Consider the following 25,169-nt stretch of genomic DNA (forward strand, 5'->3'; position numbering starts at 1 on the left):
TTTTTACCTTCTTTAATTAATACGACTACGAATTTCATTAATTAGATTCATCTTATGATCATACAACTTTTGGGAAAGATCAACTGGGTAATCTTGTGGATTTAAACTACGTTTATATTCATCCCATAGACTATCTAAATTATTAGCTGCAAATTTTTTAATTTCTTGCAGACTTGGTTCTTGATAAACCAATTTTCCTTTTTCAAAAATTGGCTGCAAGAGTGGTCTGGCCGTAAAGTCAGTTACCACCTTATTGATGTAGGTGTATTGTGGATGGAACATAAAAAGGGAATCAAAATTTCGAGGATCTTCATTAGCTTGGGACACCCAGTCACCTTCATTTTTCTTCACTTGATTAGCAGAAATACGCCAAACTTGTTTCTTACCAGGAGTTGAAACTTTTTCAGCATTCGAAGAAATCTTAAGGGTATCCCGCATATTTCCAGCTTCATCTTCCATAGAAACCAATTTATAAACTCCACCTAACGCAGGTTGATCAAAAGCTGTAATTAATTTAGTTCCTACACCCCAAACATCAATCCGTGCATGTTGCATTTTTAAGTTTTGGATTGTTTTTTCATCTAAATCATTTGAAGCAAAAATCTTTGCGTCTTTAAAGCCGGCATCATCTAGTTGCTTACGCACCTTTTTAGAAATATAGGCCATATCACCAGAGTCAATTCGAACTCCTAAAAAATTAATTTTATCGCCCATCTCTTTAGCAACTTTAATTGCTGTCGGTACACCACTACGTAAAGTATCATAAGTATCAACTAAAAAGACACAATCTTTATGAGTTTGTGCATAAGCTTTAAATGCCTCATATTCACTCCCAAAAGCTTGCACTAATGCATGAGCATGAGTACCTGAAATAGGAATATTAAATAATTTTCCTGCACGGACATTACTTGTCGCATCAAAGCCCCCAATATAAGCTGCTCGAGTTCCCCAAATTGCTGCATCAGTTTCTTGAGCTCTTCTTGAACCAAATTCCATTAATTGATCATCACCAACAGCTACTTTAATTCTAGCTGCCTTGGTAGCAATTAAAGTTTGAAAATTAATAATATTTAACAGAGCTGTTTCAACTAGCTGTGCTTGCGCAAGCGGTCCTTCAATTTGCATAATTGGTTCATTAGCAAAAACTAACTCTCCTTCAACTGCCGCTTTAACACTCAACTTAAGCTCTAAATTTCTTAAATAATCAATGAAATCATCATCGTAATTTTCTTGTGCTTTTAAATATTCTAAGTCACTCTCTTTAAAATGTAAGTTATTCAAATATTCAATTGCACGACTTAATCCAGCATTAACTGCATAACCATTGCCAAATGGTTCTTTTCTAAAGAATAATTCAAAAACAGCATTTCTTTCACTAATGCCCTTTTAAAATATGTATACATCATATTAATTTCATACAAATCTGTATGCAAGATCAAAGAATCATCTTGATCTAAAGTTTTGTTTAACATTTTCCCTCACTAATTATAAACTTAAATTTCTTGTCTCTTATTATAACCAAACTGTCATTAATGGCAACTGGCAACTAACAAAATTACTTTCCATCTAACTCCCTATTTTTAGCTGAACATAATTTTTAATGGTAAAGAAATCTAAAATTTCTTCAAAAGATTTTTTATCTTCTTTTTTGACCTCAATAATTCCTGTTCCTGATTTTAAGAGTTGTATTAATTCTTTATAAAAGGAAGAAAGTTGATCTTGCTTCCAATTTTCTTCAAATTGCTCCACATCACAACCCCGATAAATCTTTAAATCCTCAGGAAGAGAAATTAGTCCCACTTTTTTAGGATCATAGTTTTTAACAAACATTTTAATTAGTTCTATATACTGACTACTACCTTGGTATTGATTAAGGACTGGCAGTGAAAGACTAGGAGTAATTTTAAAACTTTTTCCGTATTTAAAGATCGCTGGATACATACTTGAAATATATAAACGATTAGTCCAGCGATATAACACTACCTGCAAACTAAATTTGGGGATATCAAAGTTAGTTCTAATTTGTTGAAAAAAACGTAGCCGTCCTGAAAAAGCTAGTAAATTATTTTCATCTTCCTTAGCTCTATCCTTGTATTTTAAGCCAATAAAATTAGCATTTACCATTCTTAAACCCAATTTTGCCTGCGGATTGTACCAAGTAGGTAAATTATCAATCAATGAGTTTTTTACAACAATCTTTTTAAAAATATCACTCCGCCAATAAATATATGGTAAAAATAAATCTTTGCCTAAATTTAAACCACTTTTTACAAGCGTAGTCCGACTATCATAATATGGACGAGGGCGTTTGATTTTGTAAGTTTGTCCAAAAACAGACTCTTTTTCAATACCAACAAAGCTTCCATCACATTTTTCTTGACTCAAATTATGCATTGCACGATAAAATACATGTCTGTCATATAAGCTATCTTCTGGATTTAAGATATAAACTATCTCTCCCTTGATCTTGGAGGTACCATTAATAATTGCTCGTAATCTGCCTTGATGGGATTGGTAGACTTGTTTTATTTTCATTTCGTTATACTTAAGATAACGTTCTACGTATTGCCTAGTATGATCACTCGAACCATCATCAATCAAAATAACTTCCCAATTTTGATAGCTTTGCTTATTTATTGAATCTAGACATCCAACAATTGTTTCTTGGTTGTTATAAGTAGGAATAATTACTGAAATTTTTGGATCAGTCTTTAAAACAATTCCTCCAAAAATATTAATCACATTAATATAAGCTATAAGTAGTAAAACTAAATATACTGAATTCAACAATCGAGGCTGATCTAGTAATAAACTACTCTCACTGGTTAATAAAATCGCTCCAATTCCTAGGCCCAAATTCCAATTTAATCTTATTTTTTGGAGCTGAGTGTTTAGTAAAAATGCTAGTGGGATCAACCCCAAATCCAGCACTGCCTCTATTTCCCAAGAGATATTATCTAATTGAAAATTTACATTTTCATATCCAACCCACACAATTGCAAATAAGAGCACAATGATATAAGTAGTTAAGATTTCCAAACGAAATTGAATACTTCTCGTAATTGCAAAACGAATTAAATAAATTAATAGGGAAACAAAGCTTATTAATAACAATAACCAGCTTCCTAAAGGCGGAAAAACGAAGCTTAGGGTATTCATATTAATAATGATTAAAATAATATTTTTAACAGTAAAATGACGTTCAACAAAATAAAGGCTACCACTTAAGGTCAATAATCCCATTTGAAAGATAAATTGTGGCATTTTAATGCTGAGCAAATGATTATTTTCTAATAAACAAATTGCCCATAGTGATACACTTAGCCAAGTAATGGCTTTTTCTAAAAACCATTGATCGATATCTAAAAGATTAGTTTGAAATAATACCAATATTATCCCCAAAGCAAAAAGACTATTAAAAAGAAATGCTGTGATGCTTTGGTTCCAGAAAAAGTCAATGATCTCTAAATAAAGTGGCGCAATACTAATGAGTACTAGTAAAATATTTAATTGACGCCTTCTAGTTACCATTTTGCTCACTTCGATTATTCTTTAAAAGATAACGATAATAATTAGTAATAACTAAATATTGATTACGCATGGAAAAAGTCTGTGATAAATAATTTTTCTCTTTTTTTGCCATTTCTTTTAGTGCAACTGGGTCTGTATTTACTGCATGATCTAGCTGCTCACTAATTGCTGCTATATCACCAATTGGTGCTATAAAGCCATAATTTTCATTGGGAATCATCTTTTTTATATCACCAACACTGGTGGAAAGAATTGGGACTAAGTTGTCAGCAGCTTCTAATAAGACCAAGGGGAAACTCTCAGAATAAGAAGTTAAAACTGCCAGATTCATTTTCCGATATAATTCACTAGTTTCTTTTTGAGTCAAAAAGCCATGAAAAATTACTTGCTGACTAATTCCTAAATCTCTTGCTAATGCCTTAAGATAGTTCTCCTTACTTCCATCCCCAACCAAATGAACTCTGATATTAGGATTATCTAGCTTTTTAATAGCCTTTAGCAAAACATCTTGACCTTTTAGTGGTTCCTGACGTCCTACATTAATAATATTAAAGTAAGGGTGAGCAAATTTACGGGCAATTTTGCTATTATCATGGAAAAAGATTCCATTATAAATTACACAAATTTTAGTTTTATCTATGCCAACCTTTTTATTCAAAATATCAGCAAAATTTTGTGTAATGGCAAAAATTCCATCTGCTTTTTGCAAAGCCTTTAAATTTAAATTTGTAAATGCTTTTCCAAGTAAGCCACGTTCTTTGAAATCTTTTAAGGGATCCGAATGCACAGTAATTACCCATTTTGCCTGAATTCTTTTCCTAATCAATGATAAATAAAGATTTGCTCTTGGCCCGTGGGTGTGAACAATATCAAAATTTCCTTCATTAATAAATTTTATTAACTTACTTAAACTCGTTAAATTATAGCGACTTTGGCTGCCAAGAACTGTAGTTTTGATTCCTCTTTTTTTAGCAGCCTTACTTACTGGCCCTTCTGCCAAAGTTAACAATTCAAAATCTGCTTGTTCCTTCTTCGCCTGGGTTAAAAAATTAACCACATGAAACAGACCGCCACCTTTTTCTAAACCAGCATTAATATGTAAAACTTTCATCTTTTCCCCTTTTTAACTGCTAATTGTTTCTTTTCAACCTCTACAACAAATTTTGGCAAAACTAACATTCGTTTTAACCGAGTTGGATTAGTTATTAGGCGATAAAACCATTCTAAATGCATTTGTTGAAACTTTTTAGGTGCTCTTTTCACAACTCCCGAAAAGACATCAAAACTTCCACCTACTCCCATCATTAAAGCAGGCAGCTTTTGCTTACGTAGAATTACCAATAATTTTTCCTGACGTGGAAATCCTAAGGCCGCAAATACTAGATCTGGTTTTGCTTTTTCAATACGATTAGCTACAGTTTTCAAATCTTCTTTAAAATAGCCATCCTCAGCTCCAACAATTTTTATATTAGGGTATTTTTGCGCAATTTTTTGCTTAGTTTTTTCTAAAACCTCAGCTTTTGCTCCCACTAAATAAATTTTTAACCCTCGTAGATTAGCAATTCTTAATAACCAAGTAAATAAATCATAGCCTGTAACTCTTTCTTTTAAAGACTGTTTCTGCATCTTGGCAGCTAAGAGGATGCCAATGCCATCAGCAGTAACGTAATCAGCGTCCTCTTTAATTATTTTAAAGTATTCTGAATCATTTTTTGTAGCCATCACAATTTCCGGATTAGCGGTTACTATTAGGGTAGAGCGATGATTATTTAAGCGATGAATAAATTCTTTTTTGAACTCTTCAAGCGTAAAATTATTAAAATTAATTCCTAAGACATTTACTTTATTCATAATTTATCCTTTATTTTCCCATTTACTATTTGATACTATTTTAACAAAGAATAGGTTTTTTGATAAAATATACTGGTAACTTAGAAAAGGAATTTTAAATCTATGAAAAAAGTCATCACATATGGAACTTTTGACTTACTCCATTATGGCCATGTTCGCTTACTAAAAAGAGCCAAAGAATTAGGTGATTATCTTGTAGTTGGTCTTTCAACCGATGAATTTAATCAATTTAAAAAACATAAGGAATCCTATAATTCCTATGCGGAAAGAAAATATATTTTAGAAGCAATTCGTTACGTCGATGAAGTAATACCTGAAGAAGACTGGGATCAAAAAATTACTGATGTTAAAAAAAACAATATTGATCTCTTTGTAATGGGGGATGACTGGCAAGGAAAATTCGATTTTTTAAAACCTTACTGTGACGTGCTTTATCTCCCTCGCACCCCTGGAATTTCCACAACTAAGATAAAAAGCGATTTAAAATAAAAATGAGCAGAAATAATGATATAACCTTAAAATTAGGTCACATTATTCTGCTCATTTCATTTTGCAAATGTAAATTCAAATCGTTCTGCTACATAAGAAGCTCGTACATATTCAAAAGGAGTACCATCACTTAATTTAGTAACTTGTCGTCGCGTAACTAAAGCTTCACCCTTCCTTACAGATAATCGTCTAGCATCTACCTCACTTGCCACAGCTGCTCCGATATTTTCAATTACATTTCCTAAGCTATAACCACCTTTATGTTGAATGGTTTGATAAAGACTAGTTGAAATTTCTTCCTTAGAAAACTCTTTTACTAAATTATAGGGAATTGCAGCAACTTCATAGCAAATTGGAACATTATCAGCTGAACGAACTCGTTCCATACGTAAAACATTTTCTCCATCTTTAAGTCTTAATTTTTCTTTTTCTGACAATGAAGGCTTAGTAACACGATAAGAAATAACTTTACTCGAGGGAATCTGTCCATTTGAACGTGTAATTTCAGTAAAGCTCATAATTCCAGACATCTTTTCTTGTACTTTTTGGCTAGCAACGTAAGTTCCACTACCTAAACGTCTTTCTAAAATTCCTTCATCCTCAAGGGTCTTGATAGCTTGACGCAATGTCATTCGTGAAACTTTAAATTCAGTAGCCAATTGTCGTTCAGCAGGTATTCTTTCCCCAACCGCATACTTTTTATTTTCAATATCCTTTTTGATTTGATTATGAATTTTAATATACATTGGTTCTTGCATTTTAGTCCCCGCTTTTACTAATCTATCATTATTTTACCTTAATCTTTTTTGTGCCTCAATCATCAGTAGTTTTTGGTGTCCACTTTATTCCTAAAATACTAATATTTTCTGGCCTTTTACATTCAATTTCCAGACTCTCTTGATTAGCCGTTAAAACATTTAAAGTAACATTAGCATCATCTTGAATTGCCATTGTTCCTTTGTTTGGATTCAAAATTACATCATTTCCTGTTAATGATGCTTGAGCATTTAGGGCTAGGAAATATTCAAAGTCTTTTCCACCTGAAAATACTGTTCTAGTTGCTCTGCAAGTAGCATCATCTTGAAAGTCGGTGTGACTGTTTATTTGGGTATTACTTAAAGTGACCTTGGCTTCATTACAACCAATTAGACGATCCATTTCTGAATTTTGGATTATTGCTCGAGTTTTTTTATCAAAATAAACTCCCCCAGCAAAGCGGCAATTAACTACATTTATCCAAGATTCATCTGAAACATAAAAGCTTCCATCATCTTTGCCAGTTACCTGGGTATTTAAAAGATTCATCCATGTTTGTCCATGAATTAAGAGCGTATTTACTTCTGAATTATTAAGGTCAACTTCTGAATTTGAGTCAAAGTAAGTACTCAAATTTCCTTTAATGGTTGTATTAGAGATAATTGCTGTCCCTTTTCCTTGAATTCCAATAGCTGCATATCTATCGGAAGGATAGTCCACAAAACAATCATTCATCGTTAAACGAAAACTTGACTTCTTAAACAGCGAAATGCTGGCACCCAAGACTTTTACAGAGAACAATTCAATAGTACATTTTCCATTGCCCGCAATGGCTGCAGTATTATCTATTCCACTTTCAATGACTGCATTACGCAAAGTAAGGTAAGTGTCAGCACTTTGTTCAATAAAAAAAGCATTATGATTTGTTTTGGTACGAATTGCAATATTTTCTAAATTAAAAAAGCGACAGTCTCCTCCTAAAGAAAAATATCCTTCTATTACAGTATCTTCAGGATTATTCCCCATCCCCTTGATTGTAATATCTGCTACGTTTAATCCTTGCTCTACTTCATAAAAGCCAGGTTCTAAAAGCAAGACATCATCTGCTCTAACATCTTTTAAAGCCTGTTTCCATTCTACTTCTCCACCACGAGTTCCTACTTGGATAAGTCGCGCCATTTCAATTAAATCCTTTCTAGCCATTAAGTATTAGCAAAATACCCATTGTATAAAAAAAACGCCTTCAACGAAGACGTCTTTTTCGGGTTGGGTGTTCTAAAGAACAATTGGGTTAGCTGGATTCGAACCAGCGCATGACGGTACCAAAAACCGTTGCCTTACCACTTGGCTATAACCCAGTACCAGTCGAACTTTTACTTGTTGTTCAACAATGGAGGCCAGTGGATTCGAACCACCGAACTCAGAGAGAGCGGTTTTACAGACCGCCGCGTTTAGCCACTTCGCTAGGCCTCCTTAACAGTACTTTATTATAATACCTGAACAAAAATAAAAATGCAAGCAAAAAAATTGAGAAATAAGAAAAAAACTTATTCCTCAATTTTCACTTAATTCAATTGATCAATGTGTTCTTTAATTTTTTCTGCAGAAGCTTGTAACTTCTCGTTTTCTTCCTTACTTAAAGGTAACTTAATAATTCTTTCAACACCATTTTTTCCAATAATTGCTGGATAACCAATGTAACTTTCTACTTCTTCTAAGTAAACTGAGGTTGGTGCAAATAAACGTGCGTTGCTAAATACTGCTTGTGCTAATCTTACTCCACAAGTTGCAATTGCATAACTAGTATAACCTTTTCCCTTAGCTACTTTGAAAGAATTTTTATTTGGTTGAGCACTTAATTGAGCTAATTCTTCTTTAGTAAATAATTCTGTTGCACTTTCGCCATTTACTCGCACAGTTGACCAAGCAGTGAACTGGCTACTACCATGTTCTCCTAATACAAAACCTTCAACATTACGAGGATCTTCATGAAGCTTTTCCCCAACAATTCTCTGCATTCTGGCTGTATCTAAAAATGTTCCTGTACCAAACACTTGCGCTTTGGAAAGTCCTGTACTCTTTTGCAATAAAGCACAGACTGCATCACAAGGATTAGAAATATTAATTAAAATTCCTTTGAATCCCGATGCCTTAATTTTTTCACCAACTTCTTTTGCATTGGCAGCATTAATTTCAAATTCACCGAAACGATCTCCAGTTTCAACAGTTGCTTTAATGTCTCCAAATGCAGTAATAATTACATCAGTATCTTTTAACTCATCCCAATCTTGAGCCACTACATCAACATAGTAATTATTTCTTGCTAGTGTATCTCTTAAATCATTATATTCTGCTTCTGCTTTACCTTCATTTTTATCAAGTAAAACAAGCTTATCAACAATTCCATGAGTAAACAAAGTGTAGGCGACTGTTGCCCCAACATGTCCTAAGCCAATAACTGCTGCTTTTCTCATACGCATTCATCCTTTCCTTAAATCTGGCCATGAACTTTGACGTATCTATATTATACAACTTTTAATTTAAAATTATACATTTTTTAATAAAAATCTATTAGTTATTTAACCAAATTAACTCAATCTACTTTTTAAAATATCTCGATACTTCTTCTTAAAATTCTGCAATTTTAAATCACTATCTAAGACATTTGTAATTATTGCTTCCAATACATTAATTACTTTTTCCTTTTGACAGTCGATAAAGCAATCTGCTTCCATTCCTACTCTTCTTCCAAGTTCTCGACCTAAGGTTACTATCTTTACACCCTCATGCTTAGCAATTTGAACCTGTTTAACTAATTCAAATGATATTTCTTCAGGCTCAATTACGAGTAAAACATCTTTTGACTTTAAGTGTAATGTCTGCGCTAAACTAATTTTTGGATTAGCTACTCCTAAAGCAAAAATTCCATTTTTATTAAGCAATTCTATTATTTTATCCTGTAATTTTTCTGATGCTCCCACAATTTGCACTAAGGCGGCATCTCTAAAAATTGAAACAAGGTTATCCTTTTCAAAAGTTGGTAAATCATTAAAAACCTTTGAAATTGAACCCTTATTCATCAGATTCTTGTTGCCTAGTTGTTCTCTTAGTTGGACAAAACTACTAAGCCCCAATTTTTCACAAAACTCAGTAACAGTGCTTTCACTTACCTGAAGAAACTGAGCAAATTCTGATAAGTTCATTTCTGCTACTTTCGATGGGTTTGCTAAAATTACCCGTGCAATTTTTTGGTCTTCAGCAGGAAGTGTCCCCAATTCTTGATAGATCATATTTAAAATTTCTTGCATGTCGATACCTCTTTTTATACAAAAAAAGAGATCAGGCATCGCCTAATCTCTAAAATATTGGGTTAGCTGGATTCGAACCAGCGCATGACGGTACCAAAAACCGTTGCCTTACCACTTGGCTATAACCCACTGTATTGAGCTTTTACTTGTTGCCCAATGCAACCAATTAAGTTAAATACTTAACAAATAATATAATACTCTTTTTCGTAAAATTGTCAATAAAAAATTATAAATCATTTCCCGATAGGAATAGGTGAAATTTTAATGATTATTTTAAATAATTTTTTCTTCAACTAGCCCAATCTTTATAATTTTCGCCTTTACAGTCTTACTTGCCTTTTTGCCTGGCTGTATTTGTCTAACACTAAAGGCACCCTTTTTACCTTTAAGCTTTTTAGCAGAAATGAATACTTTTAAGTGGGAAGACTTTGCTTTCTTAGAGAGAATGGTTTTTCCATTATAAGAAAACACTACTTTGGCCTTCTTTGCTACTTGTAATTTATAGGTGATTCCTTTTTTAGTATGGCTAATATAATTAACCGAAGGAATTTGACTCATTCTTTCAGCCTTAGTAGTCTTAGCACTAACTTGAGTAGTATTATTAGCCATAATACTGCCTGCACCTAATAATGCTATGCTTGCTGTTATAACTAATAGATTCTTTTTCATAATTTTCCTCACTTATTGCAGGATTTGGAGTCTACTGTTAAGTTGAATTTTTCAGCTACAGCATCCCCAATTGCCAGCACATAAAAAATGGCCATTACAATGTAGATTGTACCCATAATATACATCTCTAATCTTGTATCTGGGTAATTAAGTAAACTAATCACTGTTAAAATTAGCGCAATAGCTAATTCGATCTTTACTTTTTTCAACATCATAATGACCTCCTTCTTTAATTAACTTTAGTATAGTTTATTCCACCTAAATCAGTTAAAATTTTGCTTACTGGTCTGATGGATTAGACTTTCTTTTTCTTAACATCCAACGAGTAATTGAAATAATGTAATATGCTATTACAATTACCCAGGCAATTCCCATAATGGTTCTGAGAATTGCGCTTTGGGGATGCCAAAAGATATTGAGTAAAAAGAAAATTATTGCTATTAAATTAAAAGACTTTTCTCTAAAATTAGGTTTATTTTCCATGTTTTCCTCCTTTGTGAGATGACTTCATTATATATAAGTTTTATTAAAGATGAACAACTTTTCCTAAGTGGTCGTTTTTCTTTCTTATTCTGCTAATAAAAAAGAAGATTACTCTTCTCTTTAAAAATTACTTTCCACCAACTGTATTAATTGTACTTCAGACTTCAACTTAATTTTTCTACTACTAAGTTAAAGATTTATCTAATTTCCTCAAATACATATTTAACTTTTTATTATAAGAAAACATCGCCCAACACATAATTAAAAAAATTATTAAATATATTCCTACAAATAACCAAATGGTATTCGGAGCAGTTGGCTGGACCAATTGCAACGACATATCATGCCAAGCATGTAAAACTATGCACCAAGACAAGTTATTCGTTACCATGTGAATATAAGCGTAGAGTATTCCCAAATCTGCTGCCATTATAATTTGAATAGCGGTAGTTGATGCAGGTTGCACAAATAAATTGAACCCATGACCAATCCCAAAAATAATTGCAGAGCAGACTCCTGCTAAAAAAAGAATATTTTTACTTTTAAAAAATAAGGCTATTAAAGCATTAAATATAACTCCTCGGAAAATAAACTCTTCAATAAAGGCAATTACAATCGCCGTAATTATAATTTTAGTTAATTGTTCACCTGGTATCTTAAATAAGGCTAACTTACCACTTGAAGCTAGCAATATTTCTAAAACTAAAAATATTCCAAAAACTATGCTGGAAAATTGATGATGAAATTTAATTTTTTCTAAAAAAACACGTACTGTTTTCATCACCCCATAAGATACACCACAAATTACTATTGCTCCAAATAGTAACACGGCTATTTTAAAGCTTTCGTTTTTGGGGAATACCTCACTTACCAAAGGATAGACCTCATAGAATGCTATTAATGAAATCGCTGTACCAATTAAAAAGATAAAAGTCTTTCTTCGTAATTTAGGATTTTTTAGATTAAATTTTAATGCCATTGCTAACATAATATCTCTCTACTCCTTATAAAAATAGGTCAAGAAAAATCTTGACCTCTTAAGTGAACTAAAGCAAGATTGGATCCATATGATTTTAAATTATCGCTAAACATGCTACTCTACAATCAATTTTATCCAATTGTTATACCTATACTTTTTATGCTTTTTTCCATCTTTTTCCTCACTTAATTTACTTCAAGCCAACTTTCTTTATAATTAAATTTATTTAGCAATTCTTTCATTTCTTTTTTCTTAGTACGTGAATATGGCTCTATATCACCATTTACAAACTCAACAAGTTTATTTTTCAAATCGATTGTCTTAATATTTTGCGGATTAACAAGACATGACTGACTTATTTTAACTAACATTGGATTTTCTTTTTCATACTGGTTAATTGTTCCAATGAAATCTGCCTTTCCCATAGTTTTCTTTAACAACAAACGATGGGGCAAATCAGACGTTACAATACAAATAACATCATCAATTCGAATATTATTAATACGACGTCCTACTTTATAAGAAAAAGTATATCTTTTAATTTTATTAAATTGATCTAAATTTGCCATCGCCTTCTTTAAAGCTTTCATGATTCTTTTCTTTAATTTCTGCGTATCAGAAGTCTTAATAATATAATCAACTGGCCCTAAATATCTTTCAAAAGTAATCAGAGACAAATCTTCATGGCTAGTCACAAATATAATTTGCGCTCTTTCATCACGTTTTTTAATCAATTCTGCTAAGTCAAATCCTGTATTAGAATCTGTCTTATTTTCTAATTCAACATCTAAAAAATAGATTCCACTACTAATTCTTCCTTCAGTAATTCCCTCCATTGCTCCTTGATAAGACTCATAAGTGATTAAATTGAATTTTACTTCTTTTTCATCAGAAAGATACATCTCTGCAACTTCCATAATATTCTTAAGATTAGTAATTTGTTCTTGCTCATCATCGCAAATAAATACTGAATATTTCATTTTAATTCTCACTTTCTTGCCAATCCTTAAATGGTACAATTACTAAATTAAAGATAAAATAGTCTTCATTATACCCATAATCAATCAATACATTTTTACGATACTTTTTGGCAATTTCTTTCACATTAGCTAACCCAATTCCTAAATGATCTTTTTTAGTTGTGTAACCTTTTTGACTAATTTTTTTAGTATTTTCTTGACTAAGAACTTTATTTCTTATTTCAAATTCAAACGTCCCATCTTCTTCAAGATACATTGCGGCTACAAAAGGTTTTTGATTCTTATTACGCATTTCTAAACTTGCTTCAATCGCATTATCAAAAGCAATTCCAATTATTCTAGTAATATCTAGTTCGTTAACACCTTTCGGCAAGTTTGTAACATCCTTTACACAATCAAAGCTATAATCAATCTTCAAATTATAAAGCTTCGCAAGCTTTGCAATAGCGATGCTTTTTAATCCCTCAGCCTTTACATGATTAATTCCTTTATATTTTCGCAGAGCTTTATTATTAATCTGAGAATTTGTATATTGATCTAATTTTTTAATTAGTTCATTTGCATTATCATTTTCCGCACTTACTCGCAAACTATTTAAAATATTTTGATAATCATGTTTGAACTTACGCAATTCATCTTCATTCTTATCAAGATATTCTGCATATTCTTTCAGTTTTGCATATTCTTCATTAATTTTCTGATTTTCAATTTTTAGTTGTTTAAGTTGTGCTTCTTTTTGTTCCTGTTTTGCTTTATTAAGGATATTCTTTCGAGTCCTTACAGCTACAATATACATTCCTATTAAGAAAATTAATTGGACTAAAAATATAAAAGTAGACAGCTTTGCACTTTCAGATAGATTATTTAATTTTAGGATATTTTGATATATAAAACTTACTGTAATATAAATATATAAATTTAACAGTAAAAATAAATACTTATTTTGATTTGTAACCAAATTATTCAAATAATTCTTAAATTTTAATATGAGTGTTAGAACTATTAAAGCTACTATTATTACATCTATATCAAAAAATGATTCTTTCAGTGGAATAATATCATCAATTATATTTCCTATTATTGATATTCCCAAATCAATGTTACTTACTAAGAGCAAGGTATTAATTAAATCAACCTTTGAAAAATATTTTTTGTAAAAGAAAAAATATAACCCCCAGCTTATCATTTCAATTGTATTATCTAAATAATCATTTCCTCCATGATAAAATTGCCACAACGATAAACCGCTTAAAAGCAAAATAATAATGCCAATTGACAGAAGGTCTCTTTTATCAACTCTTATTTTTAAAATAGTTGCTATAGAAATAAAATCTAAACATATTATAAAAATAGGCTGCAACCAGAATAAAATCAAGATATAATTTTTCAATTACCTCCCCCCAAAGAACATTCTCTTTTTCTTTCTATTATTAATAACCGCAAAACTATTAATAAATCCTAAATTCATAAATAAATTAAAAATAAGCATCTTTTTCTCCTTTTTTCAGACTAATTTTCATTAAACTTCTTTAATATATCTTACCGTATCTTTACTTTAATATACTTAATTTTTCTTAAATGGTCATTTTTTCATCTTATTTGTTATAGTTACTAATTAAGACACAAAATTAACCTCTTAAGAAAACTTTCCCCATTCGAAACATTCTTCACTATACTTAATTTGTAATTGATTTTTTAAGGAGATTTTTATGAAAAAGAAAACAACTATCGGAATGCTAACAGCCATAACAAGTACTTTATTACTCGGTTTTAATAAACCTCTTTCAGTTAAAGCTACCACTTGGAATCCTACTCCTATTACAAATTATCGATATCAAAAAGCAACGGCCTACTATCTCGATAAATCTACTTCTTCCCATTACAAAGAAGTTTGGCAAAAAGCTGTTAATGGATGGAAAGCCAACGGATTTAATTGGAAAGCCGCTTCTTCTCATTCTAAAACTACATTAAGCAGTTATAACGGAACTGATAATCTTAATGTAGCAGGTTATGACAATGTAGATTATGATTCATCTACAGGGCAAATTATTTCAAACGATGTTCGAATAAATCGCGCTGTATTCAATAAATATGGCTACACTTTAGACCAACAAGTTAATGTTGCAGAACACGAACTGGGACATGCGCTTGGATTAAATCATAATGCCTCTAATAGTATTTCTGTAATGAATCCCGCTAATCGGTACTACAATATTAAGAGTGTAGATGTTAATGGCATGAAAAAACGCTATTCTACTCAAGCATCGTTTGACAGTGTACCAGGTACCCCTCAAATTGTTCATCTTCACATTGTAGATTTAGTTACTCCAACCATTAACCGTATTTCTTACCACTATGATTCAAAATCAAAAGCCATTATAATTTCAGGAAAAGCTATTAATGTAAAAAAAGTAGCTATTCTTTACAACAATAAGACTGTCAAACAGATAGTTCCTAAATCTAATGGCGATTTTTCAGCAAAGATTTCTTTTAAAGGCTATAAAAACTTTAAACTTCTTGGCTTAGATAAACATGACCAGAAAGTAACTTCTACTAAAACTTTTACTGCAGATGATTACGCAGCAAAAAAACCTGAGATTACTAAAATCTCTCACACAAACAAAGGGATTACCTATAAACTCAGTACCCTACCAAAGTCTTCATTAACTTTTTACTACCAAGGGAAAAAATTCCTTACTCAAAAAACTTCCTCTACTGAGACTACTGTTTTTATTTCAAAAAGTAAATTAAAGGGGAAGAAAAATTACTTTATTATCAAACAAACTTCAAAAAATAAAAAACAAAGTCAAGGAATTAAAGGAAAAATTATTAAGCAAGGAACCATTACAGAAAAAATATTCTAATTTATTCCTTTTTTACAAAAAATGGTACTTTCGTTATTTCTTTATAATGGTATCGACTTCTTTCTGTAATCTTTCTGCAACATTCCCCCTGTAATATATAACTTGTCAATTAAAGAACAAGTAATTAATTTTTATTAAATTTACAAGGAGAGAAAAGTTTTGAATCAGTTTAAGTCAGTATTAGTTAAATTATCAGCCGGTGTTGCTCTTACAATTGGTTTAGGTGCAGCAGTTACTGCAACTCAACCTGCAACTAACGCTCAAGCAGCTACTACTCTTAAAACAGTTGGAACTATCAAGATTTCTAACAAGAATGGTACGCAAATTTGGACTAACTACCAAGGCGGTAAGACTACTGGTTCAAAAGCTCTTTACAATGCTAAGTACAAAGTTACTGGTACTGCCACTGATCAACAAGGTCGTAGCTGGTACGCAATCGGCACTAATCAATGGATTTTAGCTTCTAATACTAAGAAAGTCACTAAAAAGACTCCTAAGAAAGCTAAGACTACCACTACAAAGAAGACCGTTTCTCAAGCACCTTCAAATGCAGAAACTGCAGCTAAAAACTGGATTGCAATGCGTGAATCTGGTGGTTCATACAGCGCACGTAATGGTCAATACATTGGTAAATATCAATTAGCTGCAAGTTACCTACACGGCGACTACTCTGCTGCAAACCAAGAACGCGTTGCTAACAACTATGTAAAATCCCGTTACGGTTCTTGGGTAAATGCTAAGAACTTCTGGGTTAGCCACGGTTGGTACTAAAAACAACAATAAAAAAGATGCCCTAGGGCATCTTTTTTATCTTTTAGACTTATTTTTGTAATTCTTTCGCAATATTTTTCTTGTATTATGTATTCAACAATTATTTAAAGGAGAGATTATTTGAATCGTTTCAACTCACTATTAGTTAAAGTATCAGCAGGTATTATGCTTAGTGCTACTGGGATTATTTCTACCCAAGCACTTACTTTCCCTCAAGTTAAAGCTGCTACAACTTCTAGAATAACTATTTCCAATAAGGATGGAGCTGAAATTTGGACTAACTATCAAGCTGGAAACAATACTGGTTTAAAAGCTTTTTATCACGCAAAATATAAAATTATTGGAACAGCTACTGACCAAGAGGGCCGTCAATGGTACGCAATTGGTTATAAGCAATGGATTTTAGCTTCTGATACTAAAAAATTTCTTCTAGCTCAACTACGTCTTATGACTTTAATATCAAGCTAGATTCTACTACTTCTTCATCTAGCTCAACTAAAAAATCCACTTCTTCTACTAATTCTAGTTATACTTCAAATCTTTCAAGGAGTGAAGCAGCTGCTAAAGCATGGATTGCGATGCATGAATCAAGTAATTCTTACACTGCTAAAAATGGTAAATATATTGGTAAATATCAACTAGATTCAAGCTACTTAAATGGTGACTACTCAGCTGCCAATCAAGAACGTGTAGCTGATAATTATGTTAAATCTCGCTATGGTTCTTGGGTAAATGCCAAGAAATTCTGGGAAAATCATAATTGGTATTAATTTAGCAAAAGAAAAAGGCATTGTGTTATTTAAAACGCAATGCCTTTTTTCTTACTTTCTACCAAACAAATAATCCAATCATTGAGGCTGAAAGAAGTGATACTAAAATTCCTGAAAGAAGTAAATAAGTTACGTTCTTAGAAATTAAAGTACTCTTTTCTTTGTCAACTAATCCCTTAAATGCCCCAATAATCATTCCAATAGTAGAGAAGTTTGCAAAACTTGTTAAGAAGGCTGTTAACACAGCTTGATAGTGGGGACTGTAATGGGCAATCTTCTTAGTAACTTGCCCCATTACCACAAATTCATTTGTTACAAGCTTAGTACCCATATTCTGAGCAAAATCAAATGCTTGATCAAATGGTAGTCCCATTAACCAGGCAAATGGATACATAATAATCCCTAATAAGTGCTCTAAAGAAAGCCATGGATTAACAAATCCTAATATCTTATTAATTAAATCTGCTAAAGCTACAAATGCAATAACATTAGCAGTAATAATCAAGATTAATTTTCCTGCTCCAATAATTGAATCACCTAAGAAGGAGAAGAAAGGTTCTTTTTCCGGCTTGCCTTCTTTATTAACATCCCCAATTTCTTCTTCAGCTACTGCTGAACTACTACTCATTGTTTCAATAGTATCTTCTTTAGGGCTTACATTAATTGGATTTAGCATTGCCGTAACAATTAACGCATTGATTACATTAACTGGTACAGCTGTCAAAATATATTGTGCTGGCATCATTTCAGTATAAGATCCGATAATTGAAGCTGTTACACAACTCATTGACATCATTGCTAAAGTTAAATTACGTTGTGCACTAATCTTTTTTAATTGAAGAGATGATACAGCCAGTGCTTCTGTATTTCCTAAAAACATCATTTCTACTGAGAAAAATGATTCAAACTTTGGCTGTCCGGTTAATTTGGATAATCCTTTTCCAATCCACTTAATAACCCATGGTAATACCCCAATATATGTCAAAATATCAAATAATGGAACAACCATTAAAATTGGCATCAATACTTGGAAGAACCAATCGACTGACTTATTATTGATTTGATTTGGGAAGGCAAACTTGATTCCTTCATAAGCAACATCCATTAAGCCGTTAAACCCTGCCGCTGCTCCACTAACAATTGCTCTTCCGACTGAAAAACTTGTCAAAAACCAAGCCAAAACTAAGTTGAAAATTACCATCGTGATAATTCCACGCCACTTAATTTCTTTTCGATTTTTTGAACATAGCCAACCAATTAGTAAAAATATTGCAACTCCTAAAATATTAATGGCTAAATACACTGGTTCCACCTCTCTAGTTAATCTACAACTGTTAAACCTTTTTAAAAAATATAACCTTTTTTCTATCAGATTTCAATATTAGTTTTAAAAAATAATTATTATTTTTTCTACAAAAAAATCGTCCTCAAATAAGGACGATTTATAATATTAAATTTTAGTACCAACCGTTTGCTTGCCAGAAACTTTGTGCTGCAGTCCATGAGCCGTAACGTGACTTAACATAGTTATCAGCAACACGTTCTTGGTTTGCGGCAGAGTAGTCACCATTTAAGTAACTTGCAGATAATTGGTATTTACCAACGTATTGACCATTAGTTGCAGAGTATGAACCACCAGATTCACGATTTGCAATCCAAGCCTTAGCAGCTGCTTCACTGCCACTTACACTTGAAGTGTATGAACTTGATGAAGTTGAAGTAGTTGCATTGTTTGATGAACTTGCATTTGAAGTGTAAGTTGAAGTTGAGTAGTTACTTGTAGATGCGTTATTAGCGTTAGTATTAGTAGAAGTTGTGTGCTTAGAAGCTGCTTTGTAACTACCTACAATGTGGTAACCAGCAACAGTTTCTGAAGCTTTAACCCATTGGTTAAGACCTAAGTCATACCATTTATTTCCTTGTGCATCATATGCGGAATCAATAACTTTCCATGAAGTAGCATGTGCTAAAATTTGACCAGTTGAAGCTGAGTAATCTGAAGCACTACGCTTAACAGTTGCACCTTTAGCAACGTTGATAGTTACAACACTAGGATCGTTTGCAGTTACTGCAGCTTGAGCATGGTTATTAGTACTTGTAGCTACAAGAGTAAGTCCTGCTGCTACCATACCTGCAGCAAAAGGTTTAGATAGGATAGATTTAAAATTGATGGATTTAAAATTCTTCAAAATAAAAAGTCTCCTTTAAAATTAATTCCTATTTCAATTCTTGAATCAACATAGTTTAATAATTAATTGATTTTTGTTTTGCGTTGATTCATTTGACATCGTCTATAATACATAGTTCATGTTGCACCAACGTGACACAATCACGTTTTAATATTAAGGAAACGCATGTTTTTGTTACATTGGTGTAACATTATATTTTCTTGTAATGTTATAGTAATATTGTTACAATTCTGTAATAATTCATATAGAAAAAAGAAGGATATTACTATCCTTCTTGCTTAATGTATATTTTCTGCTGGCCAACCTGCTTCTTCAATCCTAATTTTTCCATTTTCTTCACTCATTTTTACATAAGCACAATTCTTAAATCCAGAAAATTCTAGCTCTTCTTTATACTTTCTGACATATTGTCCCAAAATATCACCATGTCCCACTACTAAAACCGTTTCTCCGTCCCTAGTTTGACTAAATACTTCTTGCATCCCTCTTTCCATCCGCTCTACTACCGCACTATCTTTTTCCATAGTTGGTTCAAAATCTCTCTCTAAGCCGCGATTCCAAGGTAATAAAAATTCATCTTGGCCTTCATAAATACCATAATCTTTTTCACGCAGATTTTTTAAACGCTTGTAAGGTAAGGAATTATGAGTAATAAGTTCTAAAGTATCATTTGCACGTTCTTGCGTAGAAGTGAAAGCTCGATCAAATTTTATATTATTTTCTTCAAAAAACTTTCCTGCTGCTAAAGCTTGTCTTTTTCCTAATTCTGTTAATGGTGAATCTATTCGCCCTTGCGTTTTGTGCCGAAAATTAAAAAGAGTTTGTCCGTGTCTCACTAAATAGATAGTTTTTACCATAATTTATCCTCATTTCATTATCTTTTCAATTAATCTTACCGACAAAAAATACTCCAAGCAAGTTTTTTCAGATTGTGGTATATTTAACTAAGAATATTAGAAAAAGAGGGAAAGTTATGACTAAATATACTGTAGAATTAACTGAAGAAGATATTCAAATGATTAAGGATTGTCACTCCAAGAATCCTTCAATCATGAAGGCCATGCAAGAAGCTAAAGAAGTTAAATAATCAAAAAAGTCGTGTCTATTAAATAAATAGCACGACCTTTTAATTTATTCATCATTCAATTTTTGCTCAAATTCAAGTGCATCTCTCAAAAAGCTGCTAACTAATTCCAATTGCTTAGGAGTATATTTATCAGTAAACTTCTTCATCATCTGTGTCTGCATTTTGCAATGCAACTCATCGTGAGCTTGAGCCACTTCTCGTCCCTTATCTGTAAGTGTGTAGTAAATATTTTTTTTATTTCCATTTTTTTTACAAGTAGTAATTAAATCATACTCACATAATTTCTTACTAGCACGACTTACTCCACCACGTGTTAAATTTAGACTGCAAGCTAGATCATTTCCCGTCTTAGATCCCTCTTCTAAGTCTGATAAAATATGCAACGCTCCTATAGAAAGCTTACTAATTGGCTCTTTTAGTTCACATCTATTCAAATGATTAGCAATCCAGGTTTGCTCCTGAGTACTATGAGTATTATCCCTAGTTAAGCGAATGTTCTTTATTGCATCATACACATCTTTTTCTGGGCTAGACATTTTCAACACCCTTTCTAATTCTTACTTCCTACTTAATAATATTTTATCAGATTAGACAGGAAAACCCATTTGTATTCCAAATGGGTTCGAAGAAAGATTCATTTTATTAGGCTAGAACATTTTTGCCTTTTCATCTGCTTCTTTCAAAGCAGCATCTAAGATGTCTTGGCGCTTATCAGGCATCATATCAGCACCTTCAATAAAGATGTGATTTACATCAGTAATGCCATAGAAGTTCATTTCATAATCAAGGTAGTTAGTACCAAAGTCGTCTTTAGCTGCTGGATCATCAAAACCATTTGCATGGTATAAACCACCAGCTGCTTGAATGTGCATAACTTTCTTTTCAGGTAATAAACCAATTACACTACCATCTGGAGCATATTTGAAAGTCTTGTGAGTAACAGCAGTTACATCAAGATAAGCCTTCATTTGTGCTGGCATAAAGTGATTCCACATTGGATTAATGAAAACATATTTATCTGCATTCACGAATTCATCAAGCCATGCGTTATGACGAGTAAGAACATCCTTTTCTTCATCATTTAATGGCATACCGTTCTTTTCTTTCTTCCAAGCTGCGAAAGTCACATCGTTTAATGGTGGAACTTCTTCACCATCAAATAAGTCACGAATCACTACTTCATCATCTGGATGACTTTCTTGATACTTCTTGATAAATTCGTCACCTACTGTCAAAGATAAACTATCATCAGTATGTGGATGTGCCTTAATAACTAATACTTTACTCATTGGAATCAATTCCTTTCTCTATTTATTAATCTCTTTTTTGTTGCTTATCAACATTACAATACTTATTATATTCCTTTATTGTTGCTTGTCAACAATAAAAGCCAAAAAAATAAAAAGATTTCTCTTTTTATCCTTGTGTAGCAGAAAAAGGTAAGTCAATTACTGCTTCTTCTAAAATATGACCCTTACTTTTATATAAAAATTCATTTAGCCAGTACGCATGTGGTAGATCTAACTTAGAATCTAAGGCATAGACTCTTAAAGTATATTTATGAACTCCTGATGGTGGTTGTGGGCCAGTATAACCAACTGGTGAACCAGAATTTAATGGTAAAAACTTACTTCGATTACTATTAGAACCTTGCACCATTTCAAAAGGTTCCTTTCGACTGGCATCTGCGGGAATTTCTCTAACATCACCTGGGATGTTTGCGGCTAACCAGTGAATCCAAGCAAAGCCACAAACAGGCACAGAATCAAAGTCGTTCATAAAAATTGCAAACGTCTTGGTTCCCGCAGGAACATCGCTAATCTTAATTGGAAATGATTTTGCAGGCTTGCCATTAATACGATCTTCTTCAGGAGCAAAAGAACCGTACTCACCTGCTAATAAACCATTAACTAAAGGTACTTGAATTTTCATATTTTTCCTTCTTTCTAATCTTATAGTAGAAAAAGGAAAATATTTTTTCAAATAAAAAACTCCTAGCTAGTTGCTAGAAGTTTTAGAGCTAAATGCTGAATGCCAGGATCGAACTGGCGACCTCTTCTTTACGAGGGAAGCGCTCTACCAACTGAGCTAATTCAGCGAATTATCGTTAAAATTATAGCAAAAGTTGGTAGAAGATTCAATTACTTTCTACTTCCAATCTAAGCAAAGCTTTTGCTTATGAAGAGCTTCAGGAATTTGATCCCGATCTGTTTGATGGTTGTCTAATTTTTTACCGGCAATTTGCTTAGTAAATGAATCCACACGACGATTAGTATCACGTAAATCATAGTAAGTCTCTACAATTTCATCATAGCCTTTTAAATCACTAATCTTAAAATCTTTAGGATACTCATTTTCAAAACAAGTAAATTCAAGTGGTAAGCGCGGTTTTAATTGGGGATCTTGATCTGGACGTCCCACCTGCATCCCTATCACTGGAAAAGTTAGTTCTGGTAAATCTAGAGTTTTAATCATTTCCAAGGGATGATCAATTACGGTACCTAGGGGTACATATCCTAATCCCATACTTTCAGCTGCATTTCCCATATTTTGTACAGCCAAAACTGTATCTTGAAGAACTTGTAAGAAAATATCTGTGGTATGTACTCGTCCATCATCTGTCCCCATTTGCTGACGAATTTGTTGATTACGATGCAAGTCTGCTAAAAAGATGAATAAATCTCCATTAGCTCCTACATATTCTTGATTACATAATTCTCTAATTCTTTTTTTCTTTGCTTCATCAGTAATATGTAAAATAGAAAATCCTTGTAAAAACATACTAGTTGGAGTGTGTTGCGCTACAGTTAATAAGGTAGCTAATTCTTCTTTAGATAAAATTTGATCTTTAAATTTTCGAATGGAGCGATGATTTACTTGTTCATCAATCGTGTTAGTGTGAATCATAAAATTCTTCTTTCTTTTAATAAGTAACACTTCCACACTATCATTTTTTAAACTACTGTGCAACTAAGCCAAATTTTGTTTTAAAGCAACTAAAAATCTTTCCCAACCTTCTTGACCAGCTTTATTATCTTTAAACACACCACTATCTGTTAGCACCTGTTCAAAAACATCTGCTAACGCCTGCTGCATTACTTGGTCTACATTATCAGCTGTAATTGTTTCTTCTTGCTTTATCTTTTCAGCCCAAGCTAAATGTGAAGCAGCAATCTCATTATTTTGATTTAACCAATACTTTTTTACTTCTTCCAATTCCTTCTTTAACCGTCCTGGCAAAATTGCCCGTCCCATTACTTCAATTAAACCAATATTTTCTTTTTTAATATGCCAAAGTTCTTGATGAGGATGAAAAATTCCTAAGGGATATTCTTTACTAGTATTATTATCTCTTAATACCAAATCAAGAATAAATTTTTCTCCTTGTCGGTGCATGATCGGGGTTACTGTATGGTGAAGCTCAGTATCATCCTTTGCCTTTATCTTAAGTGCTGGATCACTATATTTTTTCCAAAAACTAATGATCTTACTTCCCAAATCAATTAAACTAAGTGAATTACTACTTTCAAGACGCAAATCACTCATTGGCCAATCAACAATTCCAGCTGCTACTTCAGGATAGGCTGGAAAATTAATCTTTTGCTTTAACTTTGCTTTCATCATTGGAAAAACATGTCGCCCGCCCTGATAGTGTTCATGAGACAAAAGGGATCCACCTACTATCGGTAAGTCAGCATTAGATCCCACAAAATAATCAGGGAAGATTTTTTCAATTTCTACTAAATTAATTAATGTTTGCTGATTAATAACCATTGGGGTATGGACAAAATCTAAAAAAATACAATGCTCATTAAAATAAGCATAGGGGGAATACTGAAAGCCCCACTTTTTCCCTCCCAGCATTAAACGGATAATTCTTAAATTACTTCTAGCATTTTCTCCATAGCCACCAACGTATCCTTCATTTTCTGCACATAATGCACACTGAGGATATTTCTTGCTAGAGCTTTTAGCTGCTGCTGCAATTGCCTTGGGATCTTTTTCCGGCTTAGAGAGATTAATCGTAATTTCTAAATCATGTCCATTTTTTCCTTTACCGGTAAACACAATATTTTTTGCAATTGCTTCTTTTTTTACATAATTTCCTTTTACACATAAATTGTAAAACCAGTCAGTAGCTTGTTGAGAACTCTTTTGCATCTTTTCCCAAAACTGGGCATTAATTTGTGAGGGAAGGGGCATCAACAAATCATAGAGTTCATCATTTAAGACTTCTCTTGATGTAAGATCATCTGGAATTTTTTTATTATCTACGGCTATCTCTACCAACTGTTTTACTACTGGTTCAGTTTCTTGATAATTCTTATCTGTCTTTCCAACTAGCGCATAAATTTTGTTAGTGAGATAGATATCATCTATTTCTTGAAAACGTCCACTTTTAACCGCTTCACTAACAAATTTTTCAATAACTTTCATTACTC

At 32.4% G+C, this 25,169-nt stretch carries 26 protein-coding genes, 4 tRNA genes and 1 pseudogene; 5 read left to right on the plus strand and 26 right to left on the minus strand.

All coding sequences use genetic code 11. From position 1 onward, the window contains the following. Nucleotides 1–12: 12 nt before the first annotated feature. The 4 genes and pseudogenes from FP433_RS06390 to FP433_RS06405 all read right to left on the minus strand — a co-directional run bounded on the left by FP433_RS06390 (nucleotide 13) and on the right by FP433_RS06405 (nucleotide 5,382). A pseudogene (locus FP433_RS06390) lies at nucleotides 13–1,472 on the minus strand (nicotinate phosphoribosyltransferase). Between the two features lie 94 nt (nucleotides 1,473–1,566). Further along, nucleotides 1,567–3,390 (minus strand): glycosyltransferase family A protein, encoded by a 1,824-nt coding sequence (locus tag FP433_RS06395; RefSeq protein ID WP_265486612.1) that lies wholly within the window; start codon nucleotides 3,388–3,390, stop codon nucleotides 1,567–1,569. A gap of 130 nt (nucleotides 3,391–3,520) precedes the next feature. Continuing rightward, a complete protein-coding gene (locus FP433_RS06400; protein WP_265486613.1) occupies nucleotides 3,521–4,642 on the minus strand; it encodes a glycosyltransferase in 1,122 nt (373 codons plus the stop codon). Next, nucleotides 4,639–5,382 carry a WecB/TagA/CpsF family glycosyltransferase gene (locus FP433_RS06405; protein ID WP_265486614.1) on the minus strand — a complete coding sequence of 248 codons (744 nt, stop codon included), beginning with the start codon at nucleotides 5,380–5,382 and terminating at the stop codon, nucleotides 4,639–4,641. Before FP433_RS06405 ends, FP433_RS06400 begins: the two co-directional genes overlap by 4 nt. Nucleotides 5,383–5,484: 102 nt before the next feature. Here FP433_RS06405 and tagD point away from each other — a divergent pair, with 102 nt between their 5' ends. Continuing rightward, nucleotides 5,485–5,871, plus strand: a complete 387-nt coding sequence (gene tagD, locus FP433_RS06410) for a glycerol-3-phosphate cytidylyltransferase (RefSeq protein WP_265486615.1) — start codon at nucleotides 5,485–5,487, stop codon at nucleotides 5,869–5,871. Between the two features lie 56 nt (nucleotides 5,872–5,927). Here the strand turns inward: tagD and FP433_RS06415 are convergent, their stop codons facing one another. The 13 genes from FP433_RS06415 to FP433_RS06475 all read right to left on the minus strand — a co-directional run bounded on the left by FP433_RS06415 (nucleotide 5,928) and on the right by FP433_RS06475 (nucleotide 14,436). After that, entirely contained in the window at nucleotides 5,928–6,629 is a 702-nt protein-coding gene (locus tag FP433_RS06415) for a GntR family transcriptional regulator (RefSeq protein ID WP_265486616.1), read from the minus strand. 55 nt (nucleotides 6,630–6,684) lie between these two features. Beyond that, nucleotides 6,685–7,806 (minus strand): hypothetical protein, encoded by a 1,122-nt coding sequence (locus tag FP433_RS06420; RefSeq protein ID WP_265486617.1) that lies wholly within the window; start codon nucleotides 7,804–7,806, stop codon nucleotides 6,685–6,687. A 107-nt stretch (nucleotides 7,807–7,913) separates the two neighbouring features. Continuing rightward, nucleotides 7,914–7,985: transfer RNA gene (locus tag FP433_RS06425), tRNA-Gln, on the minus strand. 33 nt (nucleotides 7,986–8,018) lie between these two features. Further along, nucleotides 8,019–8,100: transfer RNA gene (locus FP433_RS06430), tRNA-Tyr, on the minus strand. 92 nt (nucleotides 8,101–8,192) lie between these two features. Then, nucleotides 8,193–9,101, minus strand: a complete 909-nt coding sequence (locus FP433_RS06435; RefSeq protein WP_265483989.1) for an L-lactate dehydrogenase — start codon at nucleotides 9,099–9,101, stop codon at nucleotides 8,193–8,195. A 114-nt stretch (nucleotides 9,102–9,215) separates the two neighbouring features. Then, nucleotides 9,216–9,935, minus strand: a complete 720-nt coding sequence (locus tag FP433_RS06440) for a MurR/RpiR family transcriptional regulator (protein ID WP_265483987.1) — start codon at nucleotides 9,933–9,935, stop codon at nucleotides 9,216–9,218. A 57-nt stretch (nucleotides 9,936–9,992) separates the two neighbouring features. After that, a tRNA-Gln gene (locus FP433_RS06445) sits at nucleotides 9,993–10,064 on the minus strand. Nucleotides 10,065–10,208: 144 nt separating this feature from the next. Further along, the gene (locus tag FP433_RS06450) at nucleotides 10,209–10,604 is read right to left on the minus strand and encodes a hypothetical protein (RefSeq protein ID WP_265483986.1); all 396 of its coding nucleotides are present in this window, start codon (nucleotides 10,602–10,604) and stop codon (nucleotides 10,209–10,211) included. Nucleotides 10,605–10,612: 8 nt separating this feature from the next. Beyond that, nucleotides 10,613–10,819 carry a hypothetical protein gene (locus FP433_RS06455; RefSeq protein WP_265483985.1) on the minus strand — a complete coding sequence of 69 codons (207 nt, stop codon included), beginning with the start codon at nucleotides 10,817–10,819 and terminating at the stop codon, nucleotides 10,613–10,615. A gap of 64 nt (nucleotides 10,820–10,883) precedes the next feature. After that, a complete protein-coding gene (locus FP433_RS06460) occupies nucleotides 10,884–11,087 on the minus strand; it encodes a hypothetical protein (protein WP_265483984.1) in 204 nt (67 codons plus the stop codon). A gap of 184 nt (nucleotides 11,088–11,271) precedes the next feature. After that, nucleotides 11,272–12,075, minus strand: coding sequence for a CPBP family intramembrane glutamic endopeptidase (locus tag FP433_RS06465; RefSeq protein ID WP_265483983.1), 804 nt, complete (start codon nucleotides 12,073–12,075; stop codon nucleotides 11,272–11,274). A gap of 176 nt (nucleotides 12,076–12,251) precedes the next feature. Then, on the minus strand, nucleotides 12,252–13,046 hold the full coding sequence (locus FP433_RS06470; protein ID WP_265483982.1) for a LytR/AlgR family response regulator transcription factor: 795 nt from the start codon (nucleotides 13,044–13,046) through the stop codon (nucleotides 12,252–12,254). 1 nt (nucleotide 13,047) lies between these two features. Then, nucleotides 13,048–14,436, minus strand: a complete 1,389-nt coding sequence (locus tag FP433_RS06475) for a GHKL domain-containing protein (RefSeq protein WP_265483981.1) — start codon at nucleotides 14,434–14,436, stop codon at nucleotides 13,048–13,050. A 319-nt stretch (nucleotides 14,437–14,755) separates the two neighbouring features. Here FP433_RS06475 and FP433_RS06480 point away from each other — a divergent pair, with 319 nt between their 5' ends. From FP433_RS06480 to FP433_RS06495, 4 genes are all read left to right on the plus strand, one after another. Then, nucleotides 14,756–15,910 carry a matrixin family metalloprotease gene (locus FP433_RS06480; RefSeq protein ID WP_265483980.1) on the plus strand — a complete coding sequence of 385 codons (1,155 nt, stop codon included), beginning with the start codon at nucleotides 14,756–14,758 and terminating at the stop codon, nucleotides 15,908–15,910. 159 nt (nucleotides 15,911–16,069) lie between these two features. Beyond that, nucleotides 16,070–16,681 (plus strand): peptidoglycan-binding protein LysM, encoded by a 612-nt coding sequence (locus FP433_RS06485; protein ID WP_265483979.1) that lies wholly within the window; start codon nucleotides 16,070–16,072, stop codon nucleotides 16,679–16,681. Nucleotides 16,682–16,801: 120 nt separating this feature from the next. Next, entirely contained in the window at nucleotides 16,802–17,149 is a 348-nt protein-coding gene (locus FP433_RS06490; protein WP_265486618.1) for a hypothetical protein, read from the plus strand. Nucleotides 17,150–17,259: 110 nt separating this feature from the next. Then, entirely contained in the window at nucleotides 17,260–17,451 is a 192-nt protein-coding gene (locus FP433_RS06495) for a hypothetical protein (protein WP_265483977.1), read from the plus strand. A gap of 58 nt (nucleotides 17,452–17,509) precedes the next feature. Here FP433_RS06495 and FP433_RS06500 read toward each other — a convergent pair whose 3' ends face one another. The 9 genes from FP433_RS06500 to FP433_RS06540 form a co-directional block, all read right to left on the minus strand. Beyond that, the gene (locus FP433_RS06500; protein ID WP_265483976.1) at nucleotides 17,510–18,754 is read right to left on the minus strand and encodes a NupC/NupG family nucleoside CNT transporter; all 1,245 of its coding nucleotides are present in this window, start codon (nucleotides 18,752–18,754) and stop codon (nucleotides 17,510–17,512) included. Nucleotides 18,755–18,908: 154 nt separating this feature from the next. Further along, the gene (locus FP433_RS06505) at nucleotides 18,909–19,622 is read right to left on the minus strand and encodes a hypothetical protein (RefSeq protein WP_416202985.1); all 714 of its coding nucleotides are present in this window, start codon (nucleotides 19,620–19,622) and stop codon (nucleotides 18,909–18,911) included. 296 nt (nucleotides 19,623–19,918) lie between these two features. Continuing rightward, the gene (locus FP433_RS06510; RefSeq protein ID WP_265486619.1) at nucleotides 19,919–20,497 is read right to left on the minus strand and encodes a histidine phosphatase family protein; all 579 of its coding nucleotides are present in this window, start codon (nucleotides 20,495–20,497) and stop codon (nucleotides 19,919–19,921) included. A 274-nt stretch (nucleotides 20,498–20,771) separates the two neighbouring features. Beyond that, nucleotides 20,772–21,263 carry a winged helix DNA-binding protein gene (locus FP433_RS06515; RefSeq protein WP_265483974.1) on the minus strand — a complete coding sequence of 164 codons (492 nt, stop codon included), beginning with the start codon at nucleotides 21,261–21,263 and terminating at the stop codon, nucleotides 20,772–20,774. Between the two features lie 111 nt (nucleotides 21,264–21,374). Continuing rightward, nucleotides 21,375–22,016, minus strand: coding sequence for an FMN-dependent NADH-azoreductase (locus FP433_RS06520; protein WP_265483973.1), 642 nt, complete (start codon nucleotides 22,014–22,016; stop codon nucleotides 21,375–21,377). Nucleotides 22,017–22,143: 127 nt separating this feature from the next. Beyond that, nucleotides 22,144–22,659, minus strand: coding sequence for a YbhB/YbcL family Raf kinase inhibitor-like protein (locus tag FP433_RS06525; protein ID WP_265483972.1), 516 nt, complete (start codon nucleotides 22,657–22,659; stop codon nucleotides 22,144–22,146). 93 nt (nucleotides 22,660–22,752) lie between these two features. Then, nucleotides 22,753–22,825 (minus strand) — tRNA-Thr (locus tag FP433_RS06530). A 50-nt stretch (nucleotides 22,826–22,875) separates the two neighbouring features. After that, nucleotides 22,876–23,634 carry an NADPH-dependent oxidoreductase gene (locus tag FP433_RS06535; RefSeq protein ID WP_265483971.1) on the minus strand — a complete coding sequence of 253 codons (759 nt, stop codon included), beginning with the start codon at nucleotides 23,632–23,634 and terminating at the stop codon, nucleotides 22,876–22,878. 63 nt (nucleotides 23,635–23,697) lie between these two features. Then, nucleotides 23,698–25,164 (minus strand): UDP-glucose--hexose-1-phosphate uridylyltransferase, encoded by a 1,467-nt coding sequence (locus FP433_RS06540; protein ID WP_265483970.1) that lies wholly within the window; start codon nucleotides 25,162–25,164, stop codon nucleotides 23,698–23,700. Nucleotides 25,165–25,169: the final 5 nt, after the last annotated feature.

Source organism: Lactobacillus sp. PV012, from assembly GCF_014522325.1.
Lineage (GTDB): Bacteria > Bacillota > Bacilli > Lactobacillales > Lactobacillaceae > Lactobacillus.